Source organism: uncultured Fibrobacter sp., from assembly GCF_946062555.1.
In the GTDB taxonomy this organism is placed as follows: domain Bacteria; phylum Fibrobacterota; class Fibrobacteria; order Fibrobacterales; family Fibrobacteraceae; genus Fibrobacter.
On the sequence record NZ_CAMGVQ010000013.1, the window covers coordinates 59,088 to 80,017 of the forward strand.

The 20,930-nt window shown below is 51.8% G+C and carries 21 protein-coding genes; 12 read left to right on the forward strand and 9 right to left on the reverse strand.

From position 1 onward, the window contains the following. Positions 1-915, reverse strand: coding sequence for a tetraacyldisaccharide 4'-kinase (locus Q0P86_RS05765; protein ID WP_290991521.1), 915 nt, complete (start codon positions 913-915; stop codon positions 1-3). Positions 916-974: 59 nt separating this feature from the next. Beyond that, the gene (gene aroC, locus Q0P86_RS05770; protein ID WP_295037987.1) at positions 975-2,057 is read right to left on the reverse strand and encodes a chorismate synthase; all 1,083 of its coding nucleotides are present in this window, start codon (positions 2,055-2,057) and stop codon (positions 975-977) included. A 105-nt stretch (positions 2,058-2,162) separates the two neighbouring features. On the opposite strand from aroC, the gene Q0P86_RS05775 reads away from it, so the two are divergent. Then, positions 2,163-2,750: a hypothetical protein gene (locus tag Q0P86_RS05775; RefSeq protein WP_295037989.1), complete on the forward strand. Its 588-nt coding sequence runs from the start codon at positions 2,163-2,165 to the stop codon at positions 2,748-2,750. 256 nt (positions 2,751-3,006) lie between these two features. Here the strand turns inward: Q0P86_RS05775 and Q0P86_RS05780 are convergent, their stop codons facing one another. Both Q0P86_RS05780 and Q0P86_RS05785 read right to left on the reverse strand, forming a co-directional pair. Then, entirely contained in the window at positions 3,007-3,663 is a 657-nt protein-coding gene (locus Q0P86_RS05780) for a TrkA family potassium uptake protein (protein WP_072980888.1), read from the reverse strand. Positions 3,664-3,791: 128 nt separating this feature from the next. Further along, the gene (locus Q0P86_RS05785; RefSeq protein ID WP_294114046.1) at positions 3,792-5,183 is read right to left on the reverse strand and encodes a TrkH family potassium uptake protein; all 1,392 of its coding nucleotides are present in this window, start codon (positions 5,181-5,183) and stop codon (positions 3,792-3,794) included. Between the two features lie 206 nt (positions 5,184-5,389). Here Q0P86_RS05785 and Q0P86_RS05790 point away from each other — a divergent pair, with 206 nt between their 5' ends. Further along, positions 5,390-6,388 carry a sigma 54-interacting transcriptional regulator gene (locus Q0P86_RS05790; RefSeq protein WP_290991533.1) on the forward strand — a complete coding sequence of 333 codons (999 nt, stop codon included), beginning with the start codon at positions 5,390-5,392 and terminating at the stop codon, positions 6,386-6,388. Between the two features lie 6 nt (positions 6,389-6,394). Here Q0P86_RS05790 and Q0P86_RS05795 read toward each other — a convergent pair whose 3' ends face one another. Next, entirely contained in the window at positions 6,395-7,339 is a 945-nt protein-coding gene (locus Q0P86_RS05795; protein ID WP_295037992.1) for a PorV/PorQ family protein, read from the reverse strand. A gap of 111 nt (positions 7,340-7,450) precedes the next feature. Continuing rightward, positions 7,451-9,010 carry a phosphomannomutase gene (locus Q0P86_RS05800; RefSeq protein WP_295037994.1) on the reverse strand — a complete coding sequence of 520 codons (1,560 nt, stop codon included), beginning with the start codon at positions 9,008-9,010 and terminating at the stop codon, positions 7,451-7,453. A gap of 151 nt (positions 9,011-9,161) precedes the next feature. Between Q0P86_RS05800 and lon the strand changes: the two genes are divergently transcribed. From lon to Q0P86_RS05845, 9 genes are all read left to right on the forward strand, one after another. Continuing rightward, positions 9,162-11,525 carry an endopeptidase La gene (lon, locus tag Q0P86_RS05805; RefSeq protein ID WP_295037996.1) on the forward strand — a complete coding sequence of 788 codons (2,364 nt, stop codon included), beginning with the start codon at positions 9,162-9,164 and terminating at the stop codon, positions 11,523-11,525. Between the two features lie 47 nt (positions 11,526-11,572). Continuing rightward, positions 11,573-12,340 (forward strand): YggS family pyridoxal phosphate-dependent enzyme, encoded by a 768-nt coding sequence (locus Q0P86_RS05810; RefSeq protein WP_295037998.1) that lies wholly within the window; start codon positions 11,573-11,575, stop codon positions 12,338-12,340. A gap of 130 nt (positions 12,341-12,470) precedes the next feature. Beyond that, positions 12,471-13,829, forward strand: a complete 1,359-nt coding sequence (gene argA, locus Q0P86_RS05815) for an amino-acid N-acetyltransferase (protein WP_290991546.1) — start codon at positions 12,471-12,473, stop codon at positions 13,827-13,829. 72 nt (positions 13,830-13,901) lie between these two features. After that, positions 13,902-14,492, forward strand: a complete 591-nt coding sequence (locus Q0P86_RS05820) for a nitroreductase (RefSeq protein WP_295038000.1) — start codon at positions 13,902-13,904, stop codon at positions 14,490-14,492. 67 nt (positions 14,493-14,559) lie between these two features. Then, complete coding sequence (locus Q0P86_RS05825; protein ID WP_294114062.1) at positions 14,560-15,588, forward strand: WYL domain-containing protein; 1,029 nt, start codon at positions 14,560-14,562, stop codon at positions 15,586-15,588. 141 nt (positions 15,589-15,729) lie between these two features. Next, positions 15,730-16,341: a hypothetical protein gene (locus tag Q0P86_RS05830; protein ID WP_295038003.1), complete on the forward strand. Its 612-nt coding sequence runs from the start codon at positions 15,730-15,732 to the stop codon at positions 16,339-16,341. Between the two features lie 11 nt (positions 16,342-16,352). After that, positions 16,353-16,730 carry a hypothetical protein gene (locus Q0P86_RS05835; protein ID WP_295038005.1) on the forward strand — a complete coding sequence of 126 codons (378 nt, stop codon included), beginning with the start codon at positions 16,353-16,355 and terminating at the stop codon, positions 16,728-16,730. Then, entirely contained in the window at positions 16,730-17,161 is a 432-nt protein-coding gene (locus tag Q0P86_RS05840) for a hypothetical protein (protein ID WP_295038008.1), read from the forward strand. The genes Q0P86_RS05835 and Q0P86_RS05840 overlap by 1 nt, the downstream gene beginning before the upstream one ends. A gap of 98 nt (positions 17,162-17,259) precedes the next feature. Continuing rightward, positions 17,260-18,189: an Rpn family recombination-promoting nuclease/putative transposase gene (locus tag Q0P86_RS05845; RefSeq protein ID WP_295038010.1), complete on the forward strand. Its 930-nt coding sequence runs from the start codon at positions 17,260-17,262 to the stop codon at positions 18,187-18,189. A gap of 135 nt (positions 18,190-18,324) precedes the next feature. Here Q0P86_RS05845 and Q0P86_RS05850 read toward each other — a convergent pair whose 3' ends face one another. Both Q0P86_RS05850 and Q0P86_RS05855 read right to left on the reverse strand, forming a co-directional pair. Next, positions 18,325-18,948 carry a hypothetical protein gene (locus Q0P86_RS05850; RefSeq protein ID WP_295038013.1) on the reverse strand — a complete coding sequence of 208 codons (624 nt, stop codon included), beginning with the start codon at positions 18,946-18,948 and terminating at the stop codon, positions 18,325-18,327. A gap of 202 nt (positions 18,949-19,150) precedes the next feature. After that, a complete protein-coding gene (locus Q0P86_RS05855; protein WP_295038016.1) occupies positions 19,151-19,885 on the reverse strand; it encodes a hypothetical protein in 735 nt (244 codons plus the stop codon). A gap of 135 nt (positions 19,886-20,020) precedes the next feature. On the opposite strand from Q0P86_RS05855, the gene Q0P86_RS05860 reads away from it, so the two are divergent. After that, positions 20,021-20,533: a hypothetical protein gene (locus Q0P86_RS05860; RefSeq protein ID WP_295038018.1), complete on the forward strand. Its 513-nt coding sequence runs from the start codon at positions 20,021-20,023 to the stop codon at positions 20,531-20,533. A gap of 92 nt (positions 20,534-20,625) precedes the next feature. Here Q0P86_RS05860 and Q0P86_RS05865 read toward each other — a convergent pair whose 3' ends face one another. Then, complete coding sequence (locus Q0P86_RS05865; RefSeq protein WP_366941291.1) at positions 20,626-20,874, reverse strand: DUF3883 domain-containing protein; 249 nt, start codon at positions 20,872-20,874, stop codon at positions 20,626-20,628. Positions 20,875-20,930 lie beyond the last annotated feature (56 nt).

Consider the following 20,930-nt stretch of genomic DNA (forward strand, 5'->3'; position numbering starts at 1 on the left):
CTATGAATTTAACAATTCGTACAAAATGCGATGGGCCAGGGTCTTGTCTACGATGGTCTTTTGGCGGGCAATATAGAGGTTGTCGGGCCACGGGAACGGCTTTTCGGGGGCTTTTTCAAGGCGCGCCGCGTCTTTTTCGGTGATGACGAAGGCGCTTTGCGGATTTTCTTGCAGGACCCTTTGCAGTTTTTTTGAAAAAAGGCGGTCGTGATCTTTCAAGAATGTCTTTCCCGAGATGGTGACGCCCTGTTCCCGGATGTCGTTGCAAAGGCGCTCCGGGTCTCCGATTCCGCAGAAGATGTTTATTTGTTTGTAATATGCTGGGCCCTGAACGCTCCTGAGATCTTCGCCTTTCCTGCTTGTTATGTTGTTTATGGCAAATCGGATTTTTGGTGCGGTGCCGTTGCAGCGAATTTCGACGGTGTGACCAGAGTGGTGACCGTTGTGGTCTTTGGCGAGACTCTTGGCATTTCCTAGCGGCCACAGTTCGCAGAGGTGCGTGGGTGCGTTTTCCCAGAGGAGCACGAAGGTGGTCGCCCCGACGAGCCTGCTGTCTTCGAAGCCGTCGTCGCATAGGATGAAGTCAAATTCCTTGGAACGGTCCAGTTCGTGGGCGAGACGGTAACGGTTGCGTGTCGTAAAGATTTTGACACGGGGAGTTCCTGCAAAATGTTCCCGGAGCATTGCCGCTTCGTCGTAGGCGTATTCGTGACAGAGAATGGCGACGTGTTTCTCATGCGCAGAAAGTGTTTCTGCAAGCCAGGTGCAGAAGGGCGTCTTTCCCGCGCCACCGGTGCGGTAGGCTCCGACAACGACAAGCCGCGAATGTCTCAGCGGTTTCCCCGGCCTAAGGCAAATTGCGTGATGCAATCGGTAGAGGGCTCGATAGCAAATGGCTAGAACAAGACGAAGCATGAATGCTTAGGGAATTTTCGTTCCAGGAAGACTTCATTCTATCCAATAGCCGCCGTCTGCTACAAACAGTTCCGCTTCTGCTGCAAGAACAGGTCCGCAAGGACGAGGGCGGCCATGCTTTCGACAATCACCGGGGCGCGCACGGCGACGCAAGGGTCGTGGCGCCCGCGGGCGGCGAGCGTTCCGTTTTCGCCACCGCGACCGGCGGTCTTCTGTTCCTGTGAAATCGTGGCGGTCGGCTTGAAGGCCATGCGGCAGTAGATGGGTTCGCCGTTGCTGATGCCGCCGAGGCTGCCACCGGCGTTGTTGGAGCGGGTGCGGTAACGGTGACCGTCAAAATAAAGTTCGTCGTTGTGCTTGCTCCCGTGCATGCGTGCCGAGGCGAAACCGCTTCCGATTTCGAATCCCTTGCAGGCGGGGATCGACAGCATCGCCTGCGCGAGTAGCGCGTCCAGGCGGTCGAACACTGGTTCGCCCAGCGCCACCGGAGGATTCTTGACCAGGAGGCATACGGTGCCGCCGATGCTGTCGCCGTTCGCGCGAGCATCGAGTACGGCCTGTTCCATTTTGGCGCTCGCTTCCTTGTCGGGGCAGCGCACGGGGGATTCCTCGATCTGTTCAAGCGTGAGGGTGTTCAGGTCCACAGGGCTGCAGTCGACTTCGCCGATGGAATTCACCCAGGCGATAATCTCGGTGCCGTTCACCTGCTTTAAGAGCTTTTTCGCGACGGCGCCGGCGGCAACGCGGCCGATCGTTTCGCGGGCGGAGCTGCGTCCACCGCCACGGTAGTCCCTGAACCCGTACTTGAGGTCGTAGCACAGGTCCGCGTGTCCCGGTCGGTACCATTTCTGGATCTCGGCGTAGTCATGGCTGCGCTGGTCCTCGTTAAACACGGCGAACGAAATCGGGGTACCGGTGGTCTTGCCTTCGAAGACGCCCGAAAGGATCTTGACCTGGTCCTTTTCGTCGCGGGCGGTGGTCATCTTGCCCTGCCCGGGGCGGCGGCGGTTGAGTTCCGCCTGGATTTCCTCTTCGGAGATTTCGAGACCTGCGGGGCATCCGTCCAGGACCGAACCGACTGCCGGACCGTGGGATTCGCCCCAAGTGGAAACGCTAAAAATTTTACCAAAAGTGCTGGACATGCCACAAAATATAGATAATCGTAAGTTTTTCTAAAAAATTATCCATAAAGGACTTAACAACCGAAAGAAGTTTACTATCTTTTACATTGGATTTAGGAGATTCCTGTGAAACGAATCGGATTTATAATAACGCTCTTGACGCTGCTTCTGTCTCTGGAAGCGGTTGCTCAACGTTATAACGACTTTGCCGGAATTCCGTTCGGGGCCTCCCGCGAAACCGTTATCGAAGAAGTGATGAAGCTCGGTTACGAGCCCTACGGTCAGAGCGGCGAGGGTGAACGCGTCGTTATCCCCGTGTTTATGTTCGGCGAACTGCCTGTGCAGGTCGATTTCATTTTCAACAAGAATGACAAGTTCTACTCCTTCGAAATCCGTACCGGCCGTGTGGAACGCGCCCGTCTGAGCAAGTCCTTCGAAGCCGTCGCCTATATGTCCGAGCAGTTCACGCTCAAGTACGGCAAGCCCTCGGCCAACCCCGCTATCGACGAGACCACTTCCCTCAAGGAAAACTTGCTGAACCTTTACCAGCAGTGGTTCTCGGTCAAGGTGCTCAACATCTACACGGCCCTCGTCCAGAAGGACGGCCGCTATTTCGTGGTTGGCTCCGTGACGCACCGCAAGCTCGCTACCGAAAAGAATGCGGGTGCCGGGCGCAAGTCTGAAAAGACTGTCTCGAACCAGCCGGTGTTCTAGCCTGATTTATACATAAGTCAGATCAAGAACCGTTTTTGTTTGGGTTCCTTTTGTTCCTGTACAAACCAACAATGCTATTGCATGGAATGGCAGTTGCGGAATACCGAATTATACAATTAGTTTTATAGCGGTTTAGGAATAAGAACCGTATTTTCATTTCAAAAAAAATGCCACGATGGCTACTGCATAGCCACCTTGCAAATGACAGAAAAAGCATTTTGTTACGATAAATAAATCGTCTAATGTCTAGGGGACTTTACGCCTTCAGCTTGTCCAGGGCCTCGTTTGGGCCGATGACGAACAGCACGTCGTTTTCCTTGAGCACGTAGTCGGCGATGTTACCGATCTTGGGTGTGGGTTCCAGCGGGTCGCGGATGGCGATCACCTGGATGCCGTACTTGTGCGTCAGGGAGAGGTCCTTCAGGGTCTTGCCGAGGAACGCTGCCGGGCAGGCGATTTCTACGATGGAGAAGCCTTCCATGAACGGCAGGTAGTCCAGCATGTTCGGACGGTTGAGCCTTTCGGCAAGCGAGATGGCCATGTCGCGTTCGGGGTGGAAGATGTCCGCCACGCCGAGCTTTTCGAGGATAATCGTATGGGCCGGGCTACTGGACTTCGCAATGATGTGCTTGACGCCCAGTTCCTTGAGGTTCAAGACTGTCAGGAGCGATGCCTGCAGGTCTTCACCGATACAGCAGATGACGCTGTCCACCTTGGAAAGCGGCAGCGACTGGAGCTGCTTCTTGCGGGTGCCGTCGGCAACGACCGCCTGCGACACCTGGTTCGAAATATCCTGGATCTTTTCGGGGCTCGGGTCCACGACCATCACGTCGTGTCCGAGTGCGGTCAGATGGCGGGCCAAGAAATAGCCCGTGTTTCCGAGACCGATTACTACGAATTGTTTAGAAGCCATGACCTAAATTTAGAACTTAGAACTTAGAGCTTAGAGCTTAGAGCCTAAAAAAAGTATGAAAAGAACTGCTTATCGAGTTTTTATCTAAGTTCTACCGACTAAGCTCTGCCAACTGCGCCGTAGGCGCCTTAACCCACCATGATGTCTTCTTCGGCGTACCACATGCCCTGCTCCTGCGTCTTTGCCACGGCGGAGATAAGGAACAGCGGTCCCATACGGCCGACGAACATCACGAGGCAGATCACGATGCGTCCCGGAATAGAGAGGTCCGGCGTCAGTCCCATCGAAAGTCCGCAGGTGCTGTAGGCCGAGACGACCTCGAAGAACACCTTGAGGAAGGATACCTGTTCGATGGAGTTGCCCGCCGCTTCGGTTTCGAGCAGCACAAGCGTTGCGACTGCGACTACCACGATGGCCACCACGAAGATTCGCACGGCCTTGTCGACGGTGGTTTCGGGAATGGTGCGGCCAAGGATTTGCGTCTTGTTGCGGCCCAACAGGCGGTTGAACCCGAGCAGGAAAATCACGGCGGTTGTGGTGGTCTTGATACCGCCGCCGCAGCTACCCGGGTTAGCACCGATGAGCATGATAATCACGAAGAAGAAGAGCGAACCCACGCTGAGCGCGGAAACATCAATCGTATTGAGGCCTGCCGTGCGGCTGGTGAACGCCATGAAGGCGCTGGTTTCCAGTTTCTGCCCGAAGTTCAGACCCTCGAAGGTGTTGCTCCATTCGCTGAACATGAAGAATGCGATACTCACGAGGACGATAATCAGCGTGAAGCCCGTGGCGATGTGCGTATGCAACGATACCTTGCGGATGGCGCGTTTCTTGAGGTCGAACACGTAGCGCATTTCGGTAATCGCGAGGAAGCCGAAGCCGCCCGCGAGGGCGAGCACGCAGGTGGTGATGTTCATGAGCGGGTTCAGCTGGAATTGCACGAGCGAATCGGGGAACAACGTGAAACCCACGTTACAGAAGGAACTGACCGCCTGGAACAGGCTGCAGAAAATGCGGTCGTAAAGTTCCATACCGCTGAACTGCGTGAAGTAGATGACGGCACCGATGGCCTCGAGGCCGAAGGTAAAGGGGAGTACCGCCTTCAGGATGCGGCCCGCGTCGACATTGCCTTCCTGCGTGTAGTTCGCAAGGAGTGCCGACTGGTGGTTGAATCCCGGGTGCATGCCCGCAAGCAAGATAATCACGGTAGAAATCGTCATGATTCCAAGACCGCCCGCCTGCATCAGGAGAACGAGCACCCAGTTGCCGAAGGGGGTGAAGCTTGCGCTGATGTCGATCGTGGAAAGGCCGGTGACGCATACGGCGGACATCGCCGTGAAGAAGGCGTCGAGGATGCCGACGGGTTCACGCTGCGCAAACGGGAGCGACAGGAGGAGTGCTCCCAAGGAAACCAGCGCGAGATAGCCCGACACGATCATCAAGATCGGGTTGCCCGACTTTTTCTTGACTTCGGCTTTCTTTTCCACGAAGTCAAATGCTTCGTACCTAGAACGTAACATGGGGGCAAATATAGAATAAGGTGAGAGTCGCGACAAGCATAAAGTAGGCGTGCCAAGAAAATAGTGGGCGCAAGGAAACGGGCGGTAGGGGGATGTCGAAGGATGGGGCGGGCGCCCCTGATTGTAAAAAAATGGCCTATTGTGTAAAAATATCGCGTTTTTTGTCGTTGGTGGTGCGAAAGAAACGTGTATAGAGTGGAGGCTATATGAATAGACACGAATCCATGTTGCGGATTGCGGCGAATTCCGACATCTCGGTCCTTCTGCTCGGGGAATCCGGTTCGGGGAAGGAGGTGGCGGCCCGCTTTATCCACGAGCACAGCCAAAGGGCGGGCGGCCCCTTTGTGGCATTGAATTGCGGTGCGATTGCCAGGGGACTTGCCGAGAGCATCTTGGAGGGGCATCGCAAGGGGGCGTTCACCGGTGCGGGCGAGGAACGCGCGGGGCTTGTGCGTTCGGCCGAAGGCGGGACGCTCTTCCTTGACGAAATCGGCGAAATGCCGCTAGAGACGCAGTGCAAGCTGCTACGCATCTTGCAGGAGCGTACGGTGATGCCGCTCGGCTGCTACGAGAGTGTCCCCGTCAATTTTAGGCTCGTATGTGCGACGAACCGCGATTTGCGTAGCGAGATCGCGGCGGGTCGTTTCCGCGAGGACTTGTTTTTCAGGCTGAACGTGTTTCCGGTGAAAATCCCGCCGCTGCGGGAACGCGAGGATTTCGAGCGGATTGTACACGAGCTGTGGCGAGATGTCAACGGGGCCTCTGTGAGGAAGTTGAACCCTCATGAAATTGCGCTACTCCGGAAAAAACCGTGGCCGGGGAATGTGAGGCAGCTCAAGAACGTATTGCAGCGGTTTTCGTTGCTGCAATCATATGGTGTTACTTTGTCTAAAGTGATGGACGAAGAATTCGGCGAGGCGCCCCTGCCCCAAAAAGAAACTGGCATCGTTGCGCCCCATAGAACAGGGGCGCCGGAGCACCTGATGATGGGCGGATTCAGGAACTTCGAGTTTGCCTATGAAAGGCTCTGCGATAGATGCGGTGAAAGGGTCGGAGAAAGGGTTCGGCGCTATGCGGCATCTCCCGAGTGGAATTTAATTTGTACTGAACTCGCGAAAAACGAGGGAAATCGGAGCGTGACCGCGCAGAAACTGGGGATTAGTCGTGGGTGTCTGAATTACCAGATCAAGAAACACAGCAGCTGATTGCCGCTAGAAACGCATTCCGAGCGTCAGGTAGTGGTAGCCGCCGTCGAAAGCCTTTTTCGGACTGTAGGCGTAGTCGAAGGAAATCATGCCGAAGGTGACGCCGAGGCCTGCGCTGACGCCGTCTTCGGTATCGGGGCGTGCCGCGTAGCCTACGCGGAGGGCGAGCGTTTCCATGTAGTTGAGTTCGCCGCCGAATCTCCATTCGGGGTCTTCCATGTCGGCGCGGCGGTAGGCGTCTGCGGAAAGGTGCAGGTCCCACTGGCTCTGGAATCCGAGGAGGCGTGCAACGGGGACGATTCCCGTGATGCCCGCCTGGAGTGCCATCGGTTCGTGTTCCGTTTCGCCGTCGTAGTCGCTCATGTAGCCGAAGTTCGTGAGGGTGGCGCCCAGGGCGAAGTATTCGCCGAGCTTGTAGGCGCCGCCGATGTCGCCGAGGATCGCGATGGCGGTCTCGTCGTCGATGGTCTGCGTGGCAAACCTTGCGGTGGCGGCCCAGCGGAATGCCTTGCCGCGGTTACCGAGGCCTGCCTGTACGGCCCAGGCGTAGGCGCTGTATTCCGAGGTCTTGAAGCCTTCTTCGTCGCGACCCTCGATTTCGTCGTAGCCCAGGTATTCGGCGCCTGCCGAGAAGGTCAGCGGGAAGTCGAACAGGGTGAAGGGGAGGGCGAAGTAGGCCGTCGAGAAGTCGTCGGCGGTATTTTCGGGGAAGATGACATGGTTCACGCCCGCTTCGGATTCCTGCACGGCACCCATGGCGAGCGGGTTGCGGGAAATTTCGGAGGGGCTCTTGGCGTCAGCCGTTCCGGCTCCCGAAAGGGCGGCGCTGCGGGCCGAAACCTGCATCGAGAGGAACTTCATCGAGACATCGCCCGCGTCAACGTTCCAGTGCTCCCCGGCAAGTGCGAGGGAGGCGGATACGAAAGCAAAGGCGACGAAATGTTTCAGCATATAGGTACAAAATACAAAAAAAAGAGATTAGAGCTTAGAACTTAGAGTCTAGAAATTAAGGTTTGGAACAAATCTAGGCTCTACCATCTAAGTTCTGTCAACCAACTTCAACTATCTCCAGCCCTCCATGATCTTCATGCAACCGGCCAGAAGTTCCGCGGAGCGCGCCTTGTCGTCGGTTTCCACGTAGCAGCGGAATTCCGGGGCGTTGCCGCTCGGGCGCAGGTGCACGATGTCGCCGGAGTCGAATTCCATACGGTAGCCGTCGGTCTCGTCGATGGAGACGATTTCGCCGTGGAAGGGCGCCGGGGTCGAGCCGTCCTTGGGCTTGAAACGGCTGGGTTTTGCGGTGAGACTGCCGAAAAACTTCTTGCCGAGTTTCTGCTCGCGGATTTCGGCGAGTTTAGCCTTCGAGATGTCGGTCGGGAATTCCTTGAGGCGGTCGCTGAGCGTAAAGCGCTTCGGGAGTTTCTTGAGAAGGTCCACGACGCACATGCGTTCTTCGCGCACGCGCACCATTACGGCAAGCATCGGGAGCAGCGCGTCGCGGGTGGGAAGCGCCTTGAGCGTACGGGTCGCGCGCGTCTCGTTACCGTGGCAGTCGCGTTCCACGAATTCGCGGGTGAGGTCGGTCTGCAGCAGGAATCCGCCGTTCGCCTCGTAGCCTGCGACGGAGACGCTCTTGTCGGCGCTGTCCACCAGGCTTTCCATGCCGGCGATTACATAAGGGCTGCCGATGCGGGTGCGGCAAATTTTTTCGAAACTGTTCGACTTTTCGAGCGACGTGTTGCAACTCACCGGAGTTGCAATGCGCTTGATGTGAAGCGCCTGGGCAGCGAGGATGCCCAGCACGTCGCCACGCAGCCACATGCCTACATCGTCTGCCAGGAGCGGGCGGTCGCTGTCGCCGTCGGTGCTGAAGATGGCATCCACGAAATCCTTGTGTGCAAAGTCGCGGGCGAGTTCTTCGTCTTCCTTGCGGATAGCCTCGGTGTCGACCGGGATGAAGGTTTCGCTGCGGGCAAACGGCTTCACCGTCGCGCCCAGGCTTTCAAGGACCTTCACCACGATGTCGCGGCCCACGGCGGAATGCTGGTACACGCCGATGGTGAGCCCCGAAAGTGCCTTGCTGCCGAAAAATTCGGGGTAGCGCTTCACGTAGTTTTCTTCGGCTTCCGCTTCGACGGTCGGAAGTGCGGGGGCGTTCTTCAGCATGCCCTTGCTGTCAAAAATGGATTCGTCGAAATCGACGGACTGTGAGACGATTCCCTGTTCGTCGGCCTTGGTGATTTCGCCTTGCGGGTGGTTGAACTTGATGCCGTTGCGGTCGGCGGGAATGTGGCTGCCCGTCACCATGATGGTCGGGAGCGCCTTGTCGATGCCGTAAAGGGCGATGGCCGGGCTCGGGATGCGTCCGCAGTAGACGACCTTCCACGAGGAATCTTCGCCGGCCTTCACGAGCGCCTTCAAGATGCGTTCGGTACTCGGGCGCAGGTCGCCCGCGATCGCGATGGTATGTTCGCACTTGTAGCTTGTTTCGCAGTACCTGATAAAGGAGCGGGCGTACACGTAGCATACGCGGTCGGTCATCGCCGTTACCAGTCCGCGGGCTCCGCTGGTGCCGAATGCCACGCCGGATTGCTTCATTACTTCTTGCATCGAAACGCTCATAAAAAACCTCTATTTTATCCTCGCCGCAATAGCCTTGGTTTAGCGCGGCGACTCATCTTTTTTCTAAAAAATAAAAAATTAAAATGCTCCGGCGAAAGATTGCCTTTGCATAAACCTGCGGATGAAAATAAGATACTATCTTTGTAGTGTTATGGCTATTGATTTTTCGAAAACGTTCCCCCTGCTCCCTCTGAGGGATGCTGTTGTGTTTCCGCACACGACCCGCCGTATTCTGGTGGGAAGAGACATTTCTTTGCGCGCCCTTGAGTATGCCGAATCGCATGACGGCGAGATTATCCTCTCGGCGCAGAAAAATATTGAACAGGAAGAAATCGAGAACCCGATGCTCGACCTTTATTCGGTGGGCGTCATTGCTCACGTGAGTAACGTGACCCCCTTCCCGAACGGTTGCGTGAAGGTGGTGCTCGATGGCGAACAGGTGGTGGACCTCCGCTCGATTTCGACGAAGGACCAGTTCCTGATGACGACGGTTTCGCCGCACAAGCCGACGATTACGTCTACGGACAAGAGCTCCCAGCTGGAGAAGGTGCTTTCGCACTTCAAGGAATATTCCCTGCACAGGAACATTTCGGAAGGCATGGTCGATGCGCTGTTTACCATGGATAGCCACATCAACGCCTTTTACGGCATGATTCCCTTCTTGCAGATTTCGCTTGACGAACGCCAGCGCCTGCTCGAAATTGGCGAAATCGACGAACTCGCGCAGCGCCTGATCGAAATTATGCAGGTGGCTGCCGACACCGATACCATGATGGTGAAGGTGCAGCAGAATGTGCGCCAGAAGATGGCTCAGCAGCAGAAGGAATGGTTCATTTCGGAACAGATCCGTCAGTTGCAGGACGAACTGGACGGCGAAAGCGGAAACGCCTCGGAACCGGATCAGTTGCTCAAGAAAGTCAAGGCGAAAAAATTTTCCCCGGCGATCCAGGAAAAGCTTGAAGAGGAAATCGGCCGCATGAAGTTGATGCAGCCGACGTCCCCGGAATATGCAGTGAGCAGGAATTACCTGGACTGGTTCCTGAACCTGCCTTACGGCGAATATACCGACACCGTGCTCAACATGAAAAAGGTGAAGGGCGAACTCGATTCCAAGCATTTCGGACTCGACAAGGTGAAGGAACGCATTATGGAATACGTGGCGGTCCTGAAACTCACGGGAACCGAACGCCGTGCGCCGATTCTTTGTCTGGTGGGCCCTCCGGGCGTGGGCAAGACGACGCTTGTCGAATCGATTGCGAATGCCATGAAGCGCAACTTTGTGCGCATCACTCTCGGCGGCGTGCGTGACGAGGCTGAAATCCGCGGTCACCGCCGCACCTATATCGGCGCGATGCCCGGCCGCTTTATCCAGGCTCTGCGTCGTGCAAAGTGCATGAACCCGATTATCCTCTTGGACGAAATCGACAAGATGGCGAGCGATTTCCGTGGCGATCCGGCGAGCGCGATGCTTGAAGTCCTGGACCCGGAACAGAACCACGACTTTACGGACCACTTTATGGAAGTGGGGCTCGACCTTAGCCGCGTGCTGTTTATCGCGACGGCGAACAACGAGGCCGAAATTCCGGAAGCCCTACGAGACCGTCTCGAAATGGTGCGCCTGCCCGGCTACTATCCGCACGAAAAGTTGCAGATCGCAAGCAAGTACCTGGTGCCGCGCATCTGTGAACGTACGGGTATCGAAAACGGCAAGGATGTCGCCTTTGACGACGACATGATTGCGAAGGTGATTCGCGAATGGACCCGCGAGGCGGGCGTGCGCGAACTGGAACGTACCCTTGAAAACGTGGTGCGTCACCGTGCAAAGGACAAGGTTATGGGCAAGAAATATAAGGCCGAAGTCACCGAGAAAACTTTGCAGGAATACCTAGGTGCTCCGCGTTACCTCGACAACCAGCTGCCTGCTGCGGGCCGCCCGGGCGTTATCGTGGGCCTTGCGTGGACAAGCGTCGGCGGCGAGATTTTGCCGATCGAATGTATGCTCCTGCCCGGCAAGGGAACGCTACTCATGACAGGTAAGCTCGGCGACGTGATGAAGGAGTCGGCTCAGATTGCCTTGAGCCTCGTGCGTGAGCGTCTGGAACGTTTCGGTATTGACCCGAATGTGGTGAAGAAGACGGATATCCATATCCATGTGCCCGAAGGTGCCGTGCCGAAGGACGGACCTTCTGCGGGTATCGCGCTGACGCTCTGCCTGCTTTCGGCGTTTACGAAGCAGCCCGTGTCGCCCGAAATCGCCTTTACCGGCGAAGTGAGCCTGACGGGTGCATGCCTCCCGATCGGTGGCCTCAACGAGAAAGCGCTTGCTGCGCTCCAAGCGGGCGTGAAGACGCTTCATCTCCCTGCAGGTAACCAGAAGGACGTGAACGAGCTTCCGGCTCCCGCGAAGAAGGGCCTCAAGATCTTCACGCACAAGCACATCGACGAAATCATCAAGGTGCTGTTTGCGGAGAAGAAATCGGCCGCTGCGAAAAAAGAAAAGAAGGCCAAATCGTAATAACCTGGTTGCAGTCTACTTCCAACATCCAACTTCCTACTGTTACTATGGAATTCACATTTGAACAAATGCGCGAGCACCTTGCAGCTCTCGAAGCAAGGATTACCGAAGCTTGTAAGATTGCGGGCCGCAGCCGCGATGCGGTAAAGCTTGTGTGGGTGAGCAAGTTCCACCCGGCCGAGGCTGTGGAAAATGCGATTGCGCTCGGTGCCACCGACTTTGGCGAAAACCGTGTGCAGGAAGCTGAACTCAAGTTCTCGACGCCGCGTACGGCCCTCGACGGTAGCCGCGTGCGTTGCCACGTGATTGGCCCTGTACAAAGTAATAAGCTCAAGAAGGCGGCGATTGTCGCCGACTGCATCCATTCCATCGCAAACATCGAAGCCGTGGAAAAGCTCGAGAAAGTTTGTGCGGCGCTCCCCGGCAACGGCGCCGATGCATCTCAGGGTAAAATCCTTGAAATCCTTTTCCAGGTGAATGCCGGCGAAGAAGAAACCAAGAGCGGGCTCGATGTGCACGAAGCCGAGGCTTTCCTGGAGTCTCTGGAGACTCGCGGCGAAAATGCATTTCCGCACCTGCGTTTCCGCGGCCTGATGACCATCGGCAAGAACACCGGTGTCGCCGAGGACAGCCGCGAATGTTTCGCTTTCCTCCGTAACCTCCAGCAGAAATTCCTCGCGAAGGGCGGCGTGTTCGCGAAATTCGACCAGCTTTCGATGGGCATGACCGGCGACCTTGAAGTTGCCATCGAAGAAGGTTCCACGATGATCCGTGTGGGAACGGCCCTCTTCGGTGAACGCGACTACAGCAGATAAGACCGTTCGCGCTAAGGTAAGCAAAGCAATACGATTGGCGCTCACTCTCGCAACCGTTCTTGATTGATATCAAGAACTTGTTGCTCACGGTCGATGAACGACTAGGTGTTTTTTTTTTAATTTATTTCCTATGAACAACGCTACACCCGATTTCAATTCGCAACATTTTGAGGTTGCAGGTTTCATTCGCGAAGTGTTCGGCTACATGGAACGCTTCAAGGGTCAGCTGTTTGTGCTGAAAATCGAGGACGACCTGATGAGCCATCCGCTTTTCCCGGTGCTCATGAGGGATATCGCCATTCTGCACAAGGCGGGAATCCGCATCATCATCGTGCCGGGGACGCGCAACAGCATTGACGCGCAGCTCAAGGCGTGGGAACTGGAATCGAGTTTCTATGCGGGTGTGAGACTTACAAGCGAAGAGGCCCTGCCGCATATCGAGCAGGCTTCTCTGGGCGTGGCGCAGCATATCATGAGCCACCTCACTGCAAGTGGCCTCAGGGGCATCCAGGGCAACTGGGTGCTTGCGCGCAGCATGGGCGTCATCGACGGCATCGACTACATGCGTACCGGCCGTATCGAACGCATCCAGCGCGACATTCTGGAACAGCTCCTGGACGAAAAGTTCGTGCCGATTATTCCGCCGATTGGCTGGAACAAGCTCGGACACGCTTACAACATCAGCTCGACCGAACTTGCGACCGAACTCTGCAAGTACATGAAGGTCGGCAAGCTCTTCTTTATCGGCAACCAGAACGGTATCAAGCTCGACGGCCTGGTGACCGGCAAGAACACCAAGTACCTGGAACCCACGGAGTCGGGCGTGATCTCGGCTATGGACGTGGACCAGGCGAAGGAACTGCTGGAACTCAATTCCGACCAGCTCGACTTTGCGCAGATGGATTACCTGATGAACGCCATCCATGCCTGCGAGGCGGGTGCGAACCGTGTCCACCTTCTGAGCGGTGAATTCCAGGGCAGCGTGCTGCAGGAAGTGTTCAGTGCCCGTGGTGACGGTACCATGGTGTACGCGAACCAGTATTCCAGTATCCGTCCCGCGATCATGGAAGATATTCCGGATATTCTCCGGATTATGCAGGACTACATCGACAAGGGATTCTTGGTGCCGCGTACGCAGGAAAGCATTTCCGAAAAGCTCAAGGATTATGTTGTCTACAGCATCGATAACAGCATTCACGGCTGCGGCGCCTTGCACGAATTTGAAAACGGCATGGCCGAAGTGGCGGGCATCGCTGTCGCCGCGAACTACCGCAAGTCGGGCATTGGCGATGCCATCGTGCGTCACCTGATTTCGGTGGGCCGTATGAAGGGCTACAAGACGCTGTTCCTGCTTACGACGCAGGCGCTCGACTGGTTCTACCATTTCGGTTTTGTCGACGGCACGGTGGACGAACTTCCGCCGACCAAGCGCGACCATTACAACAAGAAACGTCATTCTCGCATTCTGATGCTCCCGCTCGATAAATAGGAACAGTTGTCCTGGAGAGTGTCATCCTGAGCGGAGTAAAACGGAGTCGAAGGATCTAGTCGGAGGAGCTTTATGAATGTTATAGAAGCCATCAAGACACGTCGCAGTACGCGAAAGTTCAAGGCGCGTGCTGTCGAAATGGAAAAGTTGCAGCAGATTGTCGAGGCGGGCCGCTTTGGACCCACGGGCGGCAACGCGCAAGGCAACCATTTCTTCGTCATTTCGAACGCGACCGCCCTCATGATGCTCAAGGATATGGTTCAGACCGCCTTTGCGAAAATGGAACTCCGTGACGACCTTTACAAGAGTCTCAAGAATTCGATCATGCTTTCGCAGAAGGGAAATTATTCCTTCAGCTACAATGCTCCCGTGCTGATTGTGGTCGCGAACAAGAAAGACTACGGCAACAACATGGCGGATGTCGCCTGTGCTGTCGAAAACATGATGCTTGCAGCGAACGAACTCGACCTCGGCAGCTGCTATATCAATCAGCTCAAGTGGCTGAACGAGGAACCCTCGATTCGCGGGTACCTGGGAACGCTCGGACTTAAGGACGACGAGCGTGTCTATGCGTCTGTCGCTATCGGTTATGCCGATACCGAATCGGGCCTTCCGAACCGTACGGAATCCCCGCGTGTCGGCAACGAAGTCGTGTTTGTCTAAAAAAACAATTCTTATCGCGTCATCTTTTGTCGCAGTAATAATGTATATTAAACCGTAGAGGTTTATTATGGCAGATATTACCCGCGCAGACCGCGTCCTTCAACTATTCGCGCTTCTGATAACGAATCCGAGCAGGAGCTATTCCATCAGTGATTTGATGGAGGCTTTGGAAATTCCCGAAAATGAGCGACGCAACGTGCAACGCGATATGCAGACGTTGACATCTGCCAACGGGGGCGCCTATATCCGTGTGTTAAGCGACCGACGCGCTTTCCGTTACCAGTCGGCCATTAAATCGGCGGATAACTTGCTTTTTCCGAATTTCGAAAATACCATGCTGCATTTCGTGTTCCTGCAGCGTATCGCGAATATGTACCCCGCCGCAAGCGAGACCGTCACGGATTTACTCGAAAAAATCCGGAAGAGTCTGCCCGCAAGCGAAAAGAAGGCCGTAGAGCAGCTCGCTCAGGATTTGAATTCGCGAATCCTTTTTGCGGGAACTCCGCCCATGTTCGAGGAAGATTCCAGCGAAAAGCTCAAGGTCATTCTGCAGGCGATTCACGAACGCCGTAAAATACGCGTTGCCTATGTCAGCGAAAATGGGAACATCCCCAGCATACGAATTCCGCTAATGGTCATTTTGTATCAGGGTGAAATCTACATCGGTTGCGAATCGCAGTCGCACCCTGGCGATACTTATACGCTCAAGTTCCGCCGAATCCAGAAGGTCGAACTTACCAAGGAAACCTTTCAGGACAATCCGAAAACGCTTGAAATGCTGCGCAAGCGCGTGCGACTCGGATCCGCGATTTTTGGTCCGCAAGACCCGAAAGCCGAAGACGTGGAAATCGTGTTCAGTAGCCGTGTGCGGTGCTATCTTGAAGAAAAGCCATTCCAACGTTCGATGAAAGTGGAAAAGATGTATGATGGCCGCCTACTGGTCACGATGAAGGCGCTCAACGACGAACTCCTGTTCCGCTGGGTGCTCTCGTACGCCGACTGCGCCGAAGTCATCAAGCCCGTCGCCCTTCGCAACAAACTCCGCGAATTCTCGTATTACCTCGACAGTACCTACCGCCGAAACCCCAGACACTAAAAGTGTAGAATGTTAGAAGCAGTCATCCTCGACCGAGTATAGCGAGGGAGGGGATTCAGATTACAAAAAGTACTCTCAAACACGACATTATTTGTCGTAGTAAAAACCTATTTTGATAAGAAATCAAAATAGGGGCATATAGTGCAATTCGATTTAATTAAATCTTTAGGCGACGGAGATAATCAGGTTGATTACGGTTTCGTCTTTGGAGGTGACCGTCAGAAGATTCTGCTGATAAAAGCGGGACAGGACGGCTCCATTTACGGGTATCGCAACAAGTACTTGAAACTTGCTTGCGAAATGCGGGACCTGTACGGGTTTTCGATGGTTTGCGCGTCCACGCCTTCATCTGACATAAACCAGATGGCGCAATTAGCCGAAGTGGTAAAATCTGAATTCGAAATCGGCGGACAGACCAAAATCTACTTTATGGGAATTTCAATGGGAGCCTCCATTGGGTGCATAGGCCGAACACTATTCCCAGAAATTAGCCGCTTCCTATTGGTGAACCCTCCGCTCATGATAAACACGATTAGGATTTGTCGTAGCGCCAAGGCATTTGACGGCGATATGATGACATTCGTTTTCGGGAGTCTCGATCCTTCAGCACATTTAGCAGGGCTTCTTAAGCTTCACGAGCGTGAAAACATGCACGTTGTGGTTGTGCCAGGGCAAGACCATCATTTTTCAAGAAATGAATTTCGACTAATAGAGTTGATGAAGCTGCTAAATTCTGAAGATAAATTAAAATAAGGAGTGCGAATATGAACATTATCATGACACCGACACAAAAGTACAATGACTTAAAAGCCCTGGTAAAGCGTTCATACGCAGATGAGAATATGCGAAATGAAATATGGGAATATATCACGGGCTACATTCTTACGGACGACAAAAAGCAAATTCAAGAAGACCGCCTAGAACAATTTACGACATTCCTCTGCCACACGGGTTGCCTGGCTCACATTGACATCGTTCTCGACGCGACCGACTTCAACAAATACTCTGCCGAAAGGGATAAGACTTTTATCAACGCCATTGAGAATGTTTGGCCCAGCCCATGGGTTTCCATCTGTTATGGAGAATCCATCGAAACCGACCACGAACTGAACCGATTCTTTTATATGAAAAAGGAGGGGTGATGAGAGTTTTCATCTCCGGTTCAAAATCGATTTCAGCGTTGCCCGAAGAAGTCAAGTCGCTACTTGACACATTCATTACCACTGATGCTGAAATTCTCGTGGGTGACTGCTACGGCGTTGACGCTGCAGTGCAAATGTATTTGGATTCCAAAGGGTACCGCAACGTAACCATCTATTGCAGCGGTGAAACGCCAAGGAACAATTTTGTTACGGGGGCAAAAGTACGTTCTTGCGCAGAAGCTGCCAAGGGCCTTACAGGGCGCGAGTTCCATTACGTGAAAGATATTCAAATGGCCAATGACTGCGACCAGGCAATTATGATATGGGACGGAAAAAGCAAAGGCACTGGCGAAAACATCCGCCGCATAAAGGAATTGAAGAAACCTTATCAAGAGATTATTGTAAACTCCTGTAAAGTGATTAATCGGTGATTAATCACTGATTAATCAGTATCCAGTTTTTTTCGTTGCCGTTTTTTCTCCAAAAACGGCACTTTTGCGTTTGGCACATTTTTTGCAAAATAAAGGGCATGGAAAAGAATAACGTCAAACGCAAACCCCTTTCAGAATGCATCGTCAAACCAGGTGAAAAAAGTCCGTACGCTAGCCTGCTGGTGGATTTGGCTTTTAAGAAGGCGTTCAATCCTGACAAACCCGTAAGTCGCCAGAATCTTGTCAATTTGCTGAACGACTTGCTCGAACCACAGCTCAAGCGGCCAATCGTAAATGTAAAGACTCGCAACGTGGAGCACAATCTGAGCGGAAGCAAGGAATCTCGCACTGCGATTTTCGACCTACATTGTGAAGACGATATGGGGAACTTGATTGAAATCGAAGTGCAGATTCGCCGTATGACAAACCTTTTGAATCGCCTTGCGTTCTATGCGAGCGAAATGGTTGCAAATCAGGCTGAACCAGGCAATAATTGGAATTATAAAATCAAGCCAACCTATGTGATTGCGTTTACGCAACATACGATGTTTGAAGATGAACGCATTGTTCATCGCGCCACGGTTGTTGACTTGGACACAGGTGAACAATTTCTTGATACCTATAACTTCACTGCAATTGAACTTTCAAAGGTTCCCTTTTTCATTGAGGCGGGAGCATCAAGCATTCGCAAGTGGCTGTTTTTCTTCCGTTTTCTGGATAGGTTGAAGGAGTTGCCCGCTGAATTGGGCGAAGAAAAGTTCGAACACTTGACAGAAAGTTCGAAAGTATCTAACTTCTCTAAAGAAGAATTTGAGGTATACCAGAAAATGCATCACGAAAAATGGGACCATAACCTTATGGGAGAGGCTTTTTTGGAGGACTACGCGGACTTAGTCAACGCGAAGGTTACCGAAGGTGTCCTTGACAAAACTCGTGAAATTGCTCGTGATATGCTTGCCGAAGGTGATTCGGTGGAAAAGGTTGCTCGAATAACGCATCTCTCCGAAGATATCGTTCGCAAACTATAAATCAGCCTATAAGACCAAGGTCAAAAATTTTGACCTTGAAAAACATCTTGAGGTCATTTTTTTGACCTCATGTTTTTTCTTGTAACTGAATCGTTATGGGAAACGGGATTTCTTTCACGAAGTTTTCCGTTTGTTTCAAGATACCTTGCAAAATCTAGATTCGTTCTTTTTAGGTACATAAAAATCCAGATCGTTATGAATCTTTGTGCTAATATAAAATCTTTCTGGATCCATGGTGACTGCGTCTTGCAAGGAATAGAGTCCGCGATTAAAATGCCAATGCATCAAAAAACAGATGTAACTGTTTTTAAATTCGGGACGATTAAAAACCCCTATATTCCAATTCACCGGTATACTAAAATCCAGATCGCATACATCCTCTAGGCCATAACCATTTGCATAGGTTAGTGGTGCGACGGAGTCATACAGAGTTTGACAATCTGCATCGGCAGCCAGTCTTTCATAAGTTGGATAGAATATGCCAACTTCTACCTGAATTAATTTGTCGTAGTACTTTTTCCCGTCGTCAATCAACTTTTGAATATCATTGTGAATTGATTTCCCGACACGATCCGCATCGTGCATCAAAGCCCAAAGTTTATCGTTCAAGCGGATGATTTTAGCGACATTTTCTGAAGACCAGACAAATTCTTCGTTCTGCTTTTGCTGGCGCTCGTACATGCAATGCATTGATTCGGCCTTTCGCTTTGAAAAGATCTCTTCATCTTTACAGCTTTGTTCAATTTCATCTAAACGCATAGATTCTCCATTTTTTCACTATTCAAAAATAAACATTCGTTGCGATAAATATTGTCGTGAAGGAAAATTTTTTGACAAGTTCCTTGGCAAATAGCTGAAGGGAATCCGCCTATAACCAAACTATAAACCGAACTATAAATCTACCTTTAAGTTCAAGGACGAAAATTTCGACCTTGAAAACTTGAGGTCAATTTTTTTGACCTCAAGTTTTCTCTTGTAACTGAATCGTGATGGGAAACGGGATTTCTTTCACGAAATTTTCCGTTTGTTTCAGAATGCCTTGCAATGCCGGAATTCGGTTTAGGTAATTTTGGGTATTAAAATCCATTTCGACGGAGTATTCGTTGTTGATTGAGACTTCTAGCGAAAAGATGTTTTCGTCTTCGGTTAAATTCCAGTGATACTTTGAGGATTCCATAATGTGCGAAACCGTCGCGCGGATTGTATCCCGTGCAATTTCTTCCAACTTCTGCTCTTTTTCGATCTCGGTTATGATTCTTGACGACTGTTCGCAGTAACTTGGAAATTCCTCGATGAAATTTGCGAGATTATCGAGTGTGGCGCCGAGGTCGCATTGACTGCGCCGCAAAGGAACGTTGAATGCCTCTATATCCGTATGCTGAAAATGGATGCTTAAAAACTCGACCTCGCAATTCACGATAAGGCTGATAGAACCTCGCCCTTCAAAAGATTTGGAAATGCAGATAGCCTGCGTCTTATCGCATTCGCGATAGCCCCTGGATTCCTGCTTATAAGAAATCTCAAAGCCTATATTTGGCTGAACCTTTTGCAAGCGAACAAACGCAGCAAAAACACCATCATTATCCGGGAAGATTGCGTCAGTATTGCAGACGTAAATCTTTTTGACAAGCAGCTGCCAGAAATTATGGCAGGCTTCGGACTTGGATTTGGTGGAAGTTTCTGAATGATTTTGCATAGAGTAAATTGGAGATGGTAGATTTTTCCTCAAAATACATACTCAATGCGACAAATAGAGATGTGAAATACATCAAGTTGACAACATTTTTATAATGAGCTATTATTCAGAGCAGTATTATTTAGGAGAAAAAATATGCAAATACAAAATTACGGTCTATTTTGGCGTCGAGATGAAGTTGAGTGGAATCCTGGTACAGGGAAAAAATTTGAATTACTGGGACGAATTGGCGAAAAAAGGTCCATTTTACAAATTGCGGATTTTAGGTATCAACAAGGAATATACATTTTATATGGCTCTTATGGCGCATATTATGTTGGACTCGCTAATAGTAGTAAGAGAGGTCTAGGAAAAAGGCTTGAAGAGCATACTGTAGATGACCACTGGAATAGTTGGGACCGTTTTTCTTGGTTTGGTTTCAAAAAAGTTTTAAGCAAACCAAATAAAGAAGGAATCCTTTCTTTACAAAAAACTCTCGCGGAAAATAAATGGAGTAATCCTAATATTACTATAAAAAATTTAGAAGCTTTACTCATTCGAGCTATGGGTTGTTTTGGGAATACTTTAGAAATGAACTTTACACCAGAACAAAAATGGGAACAGGTTCCTTTGAAAGAGCGTGAATATTATATTAACAAACTTAAATAGCGGCTGATTATTCCTTATTAGGTAGTCAATAGTAAAAAGTAAGGGAGTTGTTGAAGAAATCTAACAACTCCTTATTTTGAGTGACGCCCGATTTACTTTTTCTCAGCGGCTGTTTTCCAGGATCCTTCAAAACAAAATGGTTCTAAATCAAAATATTCTTCTATGTCTGAACTAAGAATTTCATTATGTTTGGGATTCCCCAAAGCATTCTTTACAACGAAAAGTCGCCATTTCGAATCTTTGTTCATTTTATCATACTCTTTTTTTGAAAGAAAGAAATGGTAATCATTTCGACTAGTTCCTTTCACCTCAACATGCAATTCCTCATCAGTTTTAACAATAGGGAACCTCTAAAAATACATTCTTTTCCTGAAGATGGGTTTATTTGTCGTTTTCA